This window comes from Herbiconiux moechotypicola, from assembly GCF_024979255.1.
In the GTDB taxonomy this organism is placed as follows: domain Bacteria; phylum Actinomycetota; class Actinomycetes; order Actinomycetales; family Microbacteriaceae; genus Herbiconiux; species Herbiconiux moechotypicola.
Window position 1 is genome coordinate 1 of sequence record NZ_JANLCN010000023.1, and the last position, 11,458, is coordinate 11,458.

At 64.6% G+C, this 11,458-nt stretch carries 9 protein-coding genes; 3 read left to right on the plus strand and 6 right to left on the minus strand.

The genetic code is table 11. The features are described 5' to 3' along the window. Window positions 1–281: 281 nt before the first annotated feature. From N1031_RS20220 to N1031_RS20240, 5 genes are all read right to left on the minus strand, one after another. Complete coding sequence (locus N1031_RS20220) at window positions 282–3,506, minus strand: glucodextranase DOMON-like domain-containing protein (protein WP_259481760.1); 3,225 nt, start codon at window positions 3,504–3,506, stop codon at window positions 282–284. A gap of 50 nt (window positions 3,507–3,556) precedes the next feature. Next, the gene (locus N1031_RS20225; protein ID WP_259481762.1) at window positions 3,557–5,278 is read right to left on the minus strand and encodes an alpha-glucosidase; all 1,722 of its coding nucleotides are present in this window, start codon (window positions 5,276–5,278) and stop codon (window positions 3,557–3,559) included. Next, window positions 5,275–6,060, minus strand: coding sequence for a carbohydrate ABC transporter permease (locus N1031_RS20230; protein ID WP_259481764.1), 786 nt, complete (start codon window positions 6,058–6,060; stop codon window positions 5,275–5,277). Before N1031_RS20230 ends, N1031_RS20225 begins: the two co-directional genes overlap by 4 nt. Before the next feature lie 125 nt (window positions 6,061–6,185). Beyond that, window positions 6,186–7,127 carry a carbohydrate ABC transporter permease gene (locus N1031_RS20235; protein WP_259481766.1) on the minus strand — a complete coding sequence of 314 codons (942 nt, stop codon included), beginning with the start codon at window positions 7,125–7,127 and terminating at the stop codon, window positions 6,186–6,188. A 62-nt stretch (window positions 7,128–7,189) separates the two neighbouring features. Then, window positions 7,190–8,461 carry an ABC transporter substrate-binding protein gene (locus tag N1031_RS20240; protein WP_259481767.1) on the minus strand — a complete coding sequence of 424 codons (1,272 nt, stop codon included), beginning with the start codon at window positions 8,459–8,461 and terminating at the stop codon, window positions 7,190–7,192. Between the two features lie 174 nt (window positions 8,462–8,635). On the opposite strand from N1031_RS20240, the gene N1031_RS20245 reads away from it, so the two are divergent. The 3 genes from N1031_RS20245 to N1031_RS20255 all read left to right on the plus strand — a co-directional run bounded on the left by N1031_RS20245 (window position 8,636) and on the right by N1031_RS20255 (window position 11,125). Beyond that, window positions 8,636–9,793, plus strand: a complete 1,158-nt coding sequence (locus N1031_RS20245) for an ROK family transcriptional regulator (protein ID WP_259481768.1) — start codon at window positions 8,636–8,638, stop codon at window positions 9,791–9,793. A 100-nt stretch (window positions 9,794–9,893) separates the two neighbouring features. Beyond that, a complete protein-coding gene (locus tag N1031_RS20250; protein WP_259481769.1) occupies window positions 9,894–10,823 on the plus strand; it encodes an ROK family glucokinase in 930 nt (309 codons plus the stop codon). Window positions 10,824–10,855: 32 nt separating this feature from the next. Beyond that, window positions 10,856–11,125: a hypothetical protein gene (locus tag N1031_RS20255; RefSeq protein ID WP_259481770.1), complete on the plus strand. Its 270-nt coding sequence runs from the start codon at window positions 10,856–10,858 to the stop codon at window positions 11,123–11,125. Window positions 11,126–11,170: 45 nt separating this feature from the next. Here N1031_RS20255 and N1031_RS20260 read toward each other — a convergent pair whose 3' ends face one another. After that, on the minus strand, window positions 11,171–11,368 hold the full coding sequence (locus tag N1031_RS20260; RefSeq protein ID WP_259481771.1) for a hypothetical protein: 198 nt from the start codon (window positions 11,366–11,368) through the stop codon (window positions 11,171–11,173). Window positions 11,369–11,458: the final 90 nt, after the last annotated feature.

Consider the following 11,458-nt stretch of genomic DNA (forward strand, 5'->3'; position numbering starts at 1 on the left):
GCCTTCCGGATCAGGCCACCAGTTAGCCACCGAAACTGGAACCCTTTCCGTGGGGCAGGTCAACCTGTCACCGGTCCGTTCCTCACGCCCTTGTCTTATGCATGTGTCTTATGCATGGGATTTACTGCTGGGTCGAGCAAGGGCTGGCGCCCATCCTTCTGCTGACAGGCGTGAGGGCGGGAGAAGTTGGTGCCCGTGAGGTCGTGCGGGGGCTGAGCCGGGCACGGCCGGTGTCGATGGTCTCCCCAGATCCTCGACACCGACGCGGGTGCCAGGCCCCGTCAGACGTCCTTTCGCTGCTGTAGGTGAGCGGAGCGACGCCGAAGAACGAGGATCAGTCCAGCTGCGATCAGCAGTGCAGCCCCCAGCGTTACGGGCAGCGCTGCGCTTGGCATGCCGGTATTGGCCAGGTGGTCTGCGTCGTTCTCCGTGGGACCAGGGGTGCCGTTGTCGGTGGGATCTCCGGGTGTCGGCGCCGAGGTGGGGCTGGCCGTGGGCTCTCCCGGGGTGGGCGACGTGGTGGGCGTCGGCTCAGGCGTCGGGGTCGGCTCGGGCGTCGGGACGGTGTTGTCGAGAGTCACGTAGGGTGCGGTGACCGTGCCGACGGTCCAATCCATGATCTTGGTCTGATCGCCGGCGCCCGTGATGAGGTCGAACGCGTTCGAGTCGGTCGTGTCCGTATCTCGAGCGTCGTTGGCGTCTGTCCAGTCTCCTGCGCCGCCGGCACCGCGGTAGGGGCCGACGAAAGAGGGGCAGTTGACCCCCGTGGCGCATTCGGCGCTGTAGATGGGGCGAACGTTGCCGATGCCTTCACCGTCTTCGGCGTCGCTGAACATCGAAACTTGGTAGCCCACCGTGGCGAGGTCCACGCCGTCAAGAGCGGCGGCGGGGACAGAGGCGATGATGCTTCCGGCAGGGTCGACGGTCAGGTTCAGGGTGCTTTCACGCTCGAGGTCGGCGCCGTAGACGCCGGACCCGAACCGAGCGGAGTCGTAGCGTCCGTCGATGACGAGGGCGTACTTCCAGGCGCCCTCAGCGGAGGTGTTCGTTCCCGGCAGGAGGGGCGTCGGGGTGGTGGAATTGCCGTCCTGAAGGTAGATGTTCAGGCGTTGGGTGCTCATCCCGTTGCCACCCCATGGGTTGTTGATCCGGCCAGCTGTGGAGGTGACGAAGCGGACGGTGTCGCCGTCGCGGTAGACGCTCAGCCCGGTGAGGTCGAAGCTGCCAGGGTTGAAGGCGCCGTCGGTGGGGTAGGTGTAGCTTCCTGGCCCGTTGTCGTCGCCGATGGGGTCGGTGACGTCGCCGATTTTACTGCCGAGCGCGGTGATGGTGCGCCGGTCGACGGTCATCATACCGTTGGCGCCGGTGGCGGTGACGACGACCCGGTTTGTGATGGCTGACAGGGTGATCGGGAGGGTAAAGGTTCCGTTGGAAACAGGTGCCTCCTTCTCCTCGCCGTTCACGCGGACGGTGACAGCAGCAGCGTCGGTTGTTCCGGTGATATCGAACTCACGTGTGAAGGCGACGGCTCCGTCGGCGGGGGCGTTGACGGTGAGGGTCGGAGCGGGACCGGTGGCCTGACCGTCGGCGGTCGCGTTCCAGCTGTCCCAGGTGTCGGCGTCGAAGTCGAGGCGTCCGAGCTCGTCGCTAGCCCAGTTGTTTCCCGCTTTGAGGATGGGCACGTTCCCAACGGTGTAGTTGTGCAGCAGCAGGCCTGCCCCGTCTCGGGATTCGTTGCCGATGGTGACTTTGTTGCCGGCCTTATCGGTGTACCGCTTGAGCTGGTTGGCCTGTGCAGAGGGGTCGAGGCCGTTCCATCCGTCGATGCTGAGGCCGTCGATGGTGATGTTCTCGGTGTTGGACAGCGCGTACACGCGCAGGGCGCAGTTGACGGTGCCCTCGACGCGGGTGTCTGTGAAGGTCATGTTCTTCACCGTGGTGGCCGTATCGGCCCGGTCGGTGGCTCCCATGTCTTCCCAGTGCGAGGAGGAGTTGAACACGCAGGTGTTGTATTTGACGTCTTTCCAGTACATCCGGTTGTGGATGATGTCGGTTCCGGTGACGGAGACGTTGTCGATGTCGCGGGGGGTCCATCCCCACTGGATGACGGGGCCGTTTTCGTTTTTCCAGATGATCGTGTTCTCGATGCTGACGTCGCTGTGGTACATCTTGAGCACGTCGTCGTTGGCGTGGAAGAAGGTGTTCTTCATCACGCCGCCGTCGTAGAGCTCGATCCCGTCGGTCTGCCAGTACCAGCTGCCGACCTGCTTGTAATTGTCCACGCTCATCTGGAAGCCGGTGACGGGGATTTCGGTGCCGTCGTTGTCGTGGGAGTACACCACGAAGGAGTGGTACGGCGGAGAGGCGATGGTCACGCCCTGCATGCGGAGGGATTGGTGGGTATCGGAGGATTCGAACTGCAGCATCTTGACGCAGTCGACATGGCAGTTGTCGCTGGTGTTGTGCTGGTAGCCGTTGGTGGTGTCGGGTTCGTAGACGTACTGCTCGCCGGAGAGCACACCGAAGCCGGTGATCTTGTAGTCGGGCTGAGTGTCGTCCGCGAACCGGAAGGCGCCTTTGACGTACGCACCGGGGGCCAGGTACACCCACTTGACGCTGGCGGGCAGCACCGCGTGATAGGCGGAGCCCATGTAGTAGGTGCCGGGTTCGAAGTAGATGATGTCCGAGGTGACGGTGTCCAAGTTGTTCACCAGGCCCGGCTGCGGACGGTAGATGCTGCCGGAGGCATCGGTGGGGATCAGCGCGGCCGCGTCCGCCCCGGTCGGGGTCGGGTTGGCGAAGAGCAGCATCGAGTTCTTCGGCTCGGTATCGATGGCCCGGTTGCCCTCGGCGGTGGTGGTGAGGGTGCCGCTGTTACCGGAGAGGTCGTTGTACGCGGTGATCAGCTGCGGGTCGAATTCGACGGAGAAGCGATAACCATCGGGGTTGTACGGCACTTTGACGCGGACGGTGGACTCGTTGACGAGCTGCGTTTCCAGGCCGAGATCGGTGGGGCGGATGGTGACCTGGTCGACCGACGTGATGGGTTGATCGGTCTTGAGGGTCACGTTCACCCACACATCAGCGGAGTACTCGAAGCTGGACCAGCTCATGGTGAGGCCGGTGGAGGAAGAGAACTCCGCGCCGTCATCCTCCGTGTAGCCGACCTTGTCTCCGCCACCTCGAGGCACGCTCATGTAGACGAACGAGCTGTACGCGGTGCCCGGGTCCGCGGCCGTGGCCACGGTGGCGTCGTAGAACGGGGATTGCCGGACCTGATCGTCACCGATCGTCCCGGTGGTGGCCGCGGTGTTGTCGTGTCCCCAGGTGGTGAGCGTCTCTGTCGCCGTCGGCCCGTGAACTTGCGCGACCACCTTCACGGCTGGCGGCAGGTTCTGTGCCGCGTTGGTGGTGGCGTGTGCGGCGGTGGGTGTCAGGGTGGTGATCAGAGCGAGAGCGAGCGCTGCCGCCCCGATACCTCGTGGAGGCGTGAGGTGCCGGTACATGGTCGGGTGTCCCTTCAGAACGTCGTTGTTTTGAGGCGGTGCGTGTTGTGTCAGTCGTTGCGGCGTGTCAGAACGTGCGCTTCCCAGGGCCGCAGGACGAACTCGGCCGTGTCGGGGTAGTTGGACAGGATCAGGGTGGAGTGGGCCCACCGCGTGGGGAACCGGATGAACCGTTCTTCGTCGGAGAGGTTCACCGCGACCATGAGGAGGTCGGCGCTGTGGGCGCGCTCGAAGGCCAATACCGCAGGTTCGCCGATATCGACGCGCGTGAACGTGCCGAGGGCGACGACGTCACGCTCGTGCCGGAGAGCGATGAGTTGCCGGTAGTAGTTGTAGATCGAGGACGCGTCCTGGTACTGGGCTTCGGCGTTCAGCCAGGAATGGTTTGGGTTGACGCCGATCCAGGGAGTGCCGGAGGTGAAGCCGGCCGCATGCTCGGCGTTCCACTGGACAGGTGTGCGCGCATTGTCGCGGCCGTTGCGGCGCATCCCGTCCAGCACGTTCTCGGCGAGAAGACCGAGCTGGCTGGACTGGTGATAGAAGTTCAGGCTCTCCAGGTCGCGGAAGTCCGCCAGGTCGGGGAAGTGACCGTTGGTCATTCCGATTTCTTCGCCCTGATAGACGTAGGGTGTTCCGCGTTGCAGGTGCAGCATGGTGGCCAGGGCGGTGGCCGACTCACGCCAGTACTGTGTGTCGTTGCCGAAGCGTGACACGGCTCGTGGCTGGTCGTGGTTGGACAGGTAGAGGCTGTTCCAGCCGGTCGTGCCGAGCGCGTCCTGCCACTTCGTGAGGGAGTCTGCGAGGGCGCCGGGCGCGAGGGGGCGTGGGTCGAATTTGGACGTGCCGTGGTCGAGGCCGACGTGTTCGAACTGGAACACCATGTTGAGTTCGCGTCGGGTGGGGTCAGTGGTGAGAAGGGCTTCCTTGGTGCTGACCCCGGGCATCTCGCCCACGGTCAGGAGCGCGTCGCGACCGTCGAACACCTCGCGTCGCATCTCTTGCAGGTATTCGTGCAGTCGTGGCCCGTGGGCATAGAACGGGAACCCATCGCCGCGACCGGTGATCGGGTGCGGCTCGGCGTCAGGGAGCTCGGGGTGCTTGGAGATGAGGTTGATGACGTCCATGCGGAAACCGTCGATGCCGCGGTCCAACCATCGCCGCATCATGGCGTAGACGGCCTGGCGGACTTCGGGGTTCTCCCAGTTGAGGTCGGGCTGCTTCGGAGCGAAGAGGTGAAGGTAGTACTGACCCGTGTTCTCGTCGAACGTCCATGTCGGACCCGAGAAAAACGACTCCCAGTTGGTGGGTTCAGCGCCCGGCGCGCCGGGGGCCGTTCCGGGGCGAGGGTCCCGCCACCAGTACCAGTCCCGTTTGGGGTTCGTGGTGGAGGAGCGGGATTCGAGGAACCACGGGTGTTCGTCCGAGGTGTGGTTGACCACGAGGTCCATCACGAGCCGCATGCCCCGCCGATGCAGGTCTGCGATGAGCTCGTCGATGTCATCCAGGTCGCCGAAGAGGGGATCGATCGCTTCGTAGTCGCTGATGTCGTATCCCGCGTCGGCGTGCGGGGAGCGGTAGACCGGGGATAGCCAGATGACGTCGATGCCGAGCTGCTCGAGGTGGTCGAGACGGTTGATGATGCCTCGGATGTCCCCGATTCCGTCGCCGTTGCTGTCTGAGAAGCTGCGCGGGTACACCTGGTAGACGACGGCGGATTTCCACCATTCCGGCTGAACGGTGGTGATGTCGGTGTCGGCGGTGGTGAGAGTCATTTGACGGCTCCGAGGTTGACTCCGCGCATGAGGGTGCGCTGGAACAGGATGAAGAAGATGAAGGCGGGCAGGATGCCGGCCAGGGAGGCGGCAGCCAGCGCAGTGGGGTCACTGGTGTACTGACCGCTCAGGGCTCCGAGGGACACCGAAACTGTCTGATTGGCGGCGCTGGGCAGCAGGACGAGCGGGAGGAAGAAGTCGTTCCACGTCCAGATGAAGAAGAACGTCACCAGTACCGCCAGCGTCGGTCGTGTCAGCGGCAGGACGATACGCAGCAGGATTTGCATGCGGGATGCCCCGTCGATGCGTGCAGCTTCGAGGACTTCCACGGGGAACGATCCGAGGACCGACGACAGCATGTAGGTACCGAACGCGCTCTGCAGGACCGAGAGGATGATGATCACACCCAGCTGGGTGTCGTACAGGCCCGCGTCGCGCGTGAGGATGAACAGCGGGTAGACCAGCGCTTCCTGCGGGATGGTGAAGGCGAGCATGAAGATCGCGAGGATCCACACGCGGCCTTTGATGCGGCCCACACCGATGGCGTAGGCACTGAGCAGGCTGATCGCTGCGGCGATGAGAGCCACGCTGCCGCTGATGATGACGCTGTTGAGCAGCTTCTGGTTGAAGTTCACGCCCTGCCAGAACTGGATCAGCGCGGTGAAGTCCAGCGTGGAGGGTACCGACAACGGCCCGGTCTGAATGTATTCGGCGGAGGGTTTGAAGGCGTTACTGAGGGCCAGCCAGAACGGGAAGAGCATCAGGATCGCGATGACGAGCATTACGATCAAGACGACCCACCCGCTGACGCCGCGTCGGGCTCGGCTGCGCCGCCGGGCGGGCTTGGGGCTTCGCGGCTGGTGTGCAGGGACGGCCGTGGGGGTGCCCAGTTCCACGCTTGTCGAGGTCATTTCTCGAATCCTTCGGAGTTGCGGGTCTGGAACAGCAGGAGACCCACGGCGATGACGGTCACCAGCAGCGCCAGGACGGTGGCCACGGCGGCGCCGTATCCCACCTGGGTGGTGGTGAAGAAGTTGTAGAAGGAGAAGTACGCGGGCACGATCGTGCTGGTACCGGGTCCTCCCTTGGTGAGCACGAAGATGGGGGCGAAGACTTTCAGCGCCGCGACGCTCGTGGTGATGATCACCACCGCGATTTCGGGGCGCAGCTGGTTGAGGGTGATCACTCGGAAGCGGGTGATCCATCCCGCTCCATCGAGTTCGGCCGCCTCGTACAGGGCGGGATCGACGCGGGAGAGCCCGGCCATGAAGACCACAACGGTGTATCCGATCTGCAGCCAGATCAGCACGTTGACGACGGACCAGATCGCGACGTCGGAGTCGCCGAGCCAGTTCTGCTTCAGCGCGCCGAGGCCGACGGCGTCGAAGATGCTGTTGAGCACTCCGTACTCGGGTTGGTACATCCATTTCCAAAGGACGCCAGCGACGGCGATCGGAAGGATCTGCGGCAGATAGAACATGGCCCGCATCACGCTGGACATCCGGGTACCGAAACGGGGGGCGATGAAATCGAACAGCAGGGCGGCCACGAGGACCCCGAAGGCGGTCGGGGCGATGGCCATGGCGATGATGAAGATCAGGCTGTTGCCGAACGACGCCCAGAAGGTGGGGTCGCCGATCAGGCGTGTGTAGTTGTCCAGTCCGATGAACTGGGGGGTGCCGACGCCACGGAACCTGGTGAGGCTGAGGTAGACGTTCATCCCGAAGGGAATGAGGACGACGGCGGCGAAGCCGATCGCGCCGGGGATGAGGTATGCCCAGTACCCGCCGGTGGGTTCCATGGGTTGGCGGCGCCGTTTGGGGTTGGCGCGCCGGCTCAGTAGCGTCATGCGCTTTGTCTCCTAGTGGATGGTGCGGCAGCGAGGGAGCCCCGCTGCCGCACCAGGGTGGGTCACTTGCCGGCGTCGGCGCGGCCCTGCTCGTAGGCCGTGCGGATGCTGTCCACGGCCTGTTCGGGAGTCTTGGTTCCCTGGACGAGCTCGGTGGTGTTCTGGATGAGGATGTCGTTCAGTCCTGGAACGGGCCAGTCGGGGTACCACGCCAGCCCGCCGTCGGTGGCGTTCTGCAGCTCGGTGAACTGTTCGATGGTCTGCTTGGACACCGGCGACGTGATGGCGGCGGTGTCGGCGGCGACAGGCACCTGTCCCTCTTCGCCGAGCTCGTTCTGCACGCCCTGGCCGAGAGTGGTCTCGATGAAGTCGTACGCCAGCTCTTTGTTCTTGGCCTTCTCCGGGACGACCCAGAGGTTGCCCCCGGAGCCCGGCACGAAGCCGGTGCCGGGGAAGAGGAACTGGTCGAAGCTGAACGTGGTCACGTCCTTTGCGAACGATCCGCCCCACCAGGTGCCGGAGAAGAACATCGGGTAGGTCCCTGCGGCGAACGCGTTGCCCGCGTCCTGCGCCGGAATGCCCGTGGAGTTGGTGCTGATATAGCCCTTGGCCGTCCAGTCCTTGATGGTGTCGGCGGCGTACATCCACGCATCCCAGTCGACGTCGCCGTCGAAACGCTGGTAGGCGGCGAGGGACTTCTCGTCCATCTTCTCCAGCGCGAGCTGGTACAGCAGGTGGGGACCGGGGTAGTCCGCCGACCCGAGGGCCAGCGGCGTGATGCCATTGTCGACGAAGGTCTGCATCGCGGCCTCGAGCTGGTCCATCGAGGTGGGCACCGAGAGGTTGTACTTGGCGAAGAGGTCCTTGTTATACCACATCGGCACGTACTCGCCGTAATTGGTCACGCCGTAACGCTGTCCCGAGCCCATGAGGCCGTTGTCGTACAGTCCCACGTCCTGCACGGTGCTGCTCAGGTCCCAGCCGCGGTCGTCGGCGACGTCGGTCAGATCGGTCAACAGACCGGCCTGCGAGGCCAGGCCCGCGGTGGCGTTGCCCTTGAGGTACTCGAGCACGTCCGGGGCGTCGTCGGAGTCCAGCAGAAGCTGGCCGGACTGCTGCATCTGCTCGTACGTCTTGAGCTCGAACTCGACGTTGACGTTCGGGTGCTTCTCCTTGAACTCGGCAATCGCCTCGTTCCAGCCGGCGGACAGAGCGGAGTCGTCCGCCTCCCACCACCACACCTTCAGTGTGTCGCCGCTTTCTGCTGTGTTCGCCTGGCCGGCCGAGCAGCTGCTCAAACCGAACGCCGTTGCGGCTGCGACAGCGACAGCCATCACCGCCCTCGCTGTGCGGTTGCTGATCACAATTGACCTCCCATGGTCCTGGTGCACGCCCGTCATCGGACGCTCGCAATATGTTTACGGCAAACGTAATAGGCAGTCAAGTCACGGAAGGGTTAAGCTTCCGAAGGGGTGTTTTATCCTCTCACGGACGTATTGCGAGACGACATGAGCACAACGCTCGACCAAGCCTGGGGCTCCGACCCGGGCGCAGCGCTTCCCGTGGCAATCGAGGTTCTGCGCCGCGGACCCATCTCCCGTGCGGAAATCGGACGCCGACTCGGGCTATCTCATGCCTCACTGAGCCGGCTGAGCGCGCCACTGATCGAACGCGGTGTCATCCATGACGTCGGCGAGCACAGCAACGGCCGCGTGGGTCGGCCCTCACGGCTACTGGACATCGACGCCTCGTCCCACCATTTCCTCGGCGTGAAGATTCGCGAAAACGAGATCATCGCCGCCGTCACGGATCTCCGCGGCGACGTCGTCGACAGCGTCACCGTCCCACTGGCCCATCGGACCCCAACCGCCGTCGTGAATCAGGTGAAGGAGCTGCACAGCACGTTCGCCGCCGCCCACACGCTCACTGCCATCGGTATCGGCATCGGCGGCGCCGTGCATGATCGCCGCAAGGTCATCAGCGCCGGATTCCTCGGCTGGGACGACGTCGCTCTCGCCGACCTGATTGAACAGGAGACCCGCACTCCCGCGCTTGTCGAAAACGACGTCGTCGCCTTGTGCGAGTACGAAGACTGGTTCGGCTTCGCCCGTTACGACGATCGATTCGCCGTGATCACTCTCGGCATTGGGACGGGGTTCGGGCTGGTGATCCATGGGAGGCCGATCGTCGGCGACGACTACGGCTTCGGCCTTGTCGGTCACTGGCCGATGGACCCCACCGGTCCTCTCTGCCAGCAGGGGCATCGCGGCTGCGCCGCCGCCCTGCTCAATTCTGACGCCATCGCCCGCTACGCTACCGAGGCATTGGGCCGCGAAACCACCTTCGATGAAACCGTTGAGCTGGCCTCAGAGGGGCATCCCGCCGCCGTCCGTATCGTCCACGACGCCGCGCGCGGCCTCGGAGTTCTCATCGCGGCCGTGTGTAACCTCACGTTGCCTGAGCGCATCATCATCGCGGGTGAGGGAGTCCGCCTCGCCATGATCGGGCATGAGACTCTTCTCCAGCAAGCCCGGGAACTTCGTGACCCGCGCGCCCAGACCCCACTGATCGATTACTCCTCTGGTGACAACATCGAGTGGGCTCGCGGCGCGGCCGTCCTAGCGATTCAGGCGTTTGCCCTGGGTACCCTCGCGCCCGTCCAGTAGTCACGCGCCGCGAGATCCACCTCGCGGTTCGCGGACAGACAGCGAAGGGCTGCTCAGCTTCAGGCTGCGCCCGTCCTATCAACTCCAGAGGAAGGCTTCCGTGGCACTCAGAGTGGGCATCGACATCGGAGGAACGAAGATCGCTGGAGGCGTCGTCGACCCCGATGGACACATCCTCGAGAAGCTCCGGGTCGACACCCCGCGAGACACGGCGACCATCGCGCGAGCTGTCGTCGACATGGCAAACCACTTCCGTGCAGCGCACGACATCGCGTCGGTCGGTGTCGCTGCTGCCGGGTTCATCGACCACACCCGCGCGACGGTCATACATGCTCCGAACATCGCGTGGCGCAACGAACCACTCAAAGCGACCCTGCAAAGCGGAATCGGGCTCCCAGTCACCATCGAGAACGACGCCAATGCGGCGGGGTGGGCCGAGTACCGCTTCGGAGCCGGCCGCGGCGTCCGGCACATGGTGATGCTCACCATGGGCACCGGAGTGGGCGGCGCGATCATCATCAATGGTGAACTATTTCGGGGCGGCCACGGCATCGCTGCCGAGCTCGGACACCTCCGCTTCATCCGCAATGGGTTACCGTGCGGATGCGGGCAGAACGGCTGCCTCGAGCAATACGCGTCTGGACGCGCGCTCCAACGCGAAGCGAACGCCCTCGCAGACGCCGATGCGATCGGTGGAGCCCTTGCTGCTCACCGTGCCGAGACCGGCTCGATATCAGGCCCCGCCATAACCCGCCTCGCCCTCGCCGGCGACCCGGGCGCCATCGAAGCCGTCCACCGCATCGCCACAGCTCTCGGTGAGGCATGCGGCGGCTTCCAGGGCGTTCTGGACCCACAGCTCTTCGTCATCGGGGGAGGCGTCGCACAACTCGGCGACGATCTTCTCGGCCCCGTTCGCGCAGCATACGAGGCGTCACTCCCCGGCCATGGCGACAGACCCGCCGCGCAGTTCGCAATCGCTCAACTGGTCAACGACGCCGGCCTCATAGGCGTCGCCGACCTCGCACACTGATCATCCGGGCGGGTCACTCGAGGCGCAAGCCCATGCCGCAGCGACAACCACTCTTCGTCATCGGGCTGTGGGTTGATTATCGCCGCATGCTCTACATCGCGCGTGGCATCGAAGATGACCACTTCTGGGTCGTTCGCGAACTTGACGGCGTGCTGGTGGAGACTCCCTGGCGCGTCGAGCCTGAGCACGACGGGTACCGGTTGAGCCACGCCGACGATAGTGGCCTGACAGCGCGCGTGTTCGCGGTTGGGTCATTTGCTACGGCAGAGGCGGCGGTCGACGCGCTCCGTGCCTTTCTTTGACGAGGGGCTGCCGCGCGCCGGGGCGCTTGCCCTCGATGGGTGTGTTCAGTTGTGTGGGATGTTGCCGACTGCTCCGACGGGTCCGGGCGGGATGTTGTTCCGTGCGTCGAGCCAGAGCTGGTGCCGGCGTAGGGCGCTGCCGACTGCGGAACGGATTACCCAGTAGAGGACTGCGAGGAGGGTGGCGGCGAAGACGAGGTAGATGAGCAGGCCGAGGATGCCGGGCCAGATGCTGTAGGTCATGGGTCCCTTTGCTCGAGCGGTTGACGCCTAGCGCGTGTCTGACAAAGTTCGAGTCCAGGCGATGACGGCGTTGAGGACGACCGCAGCGCG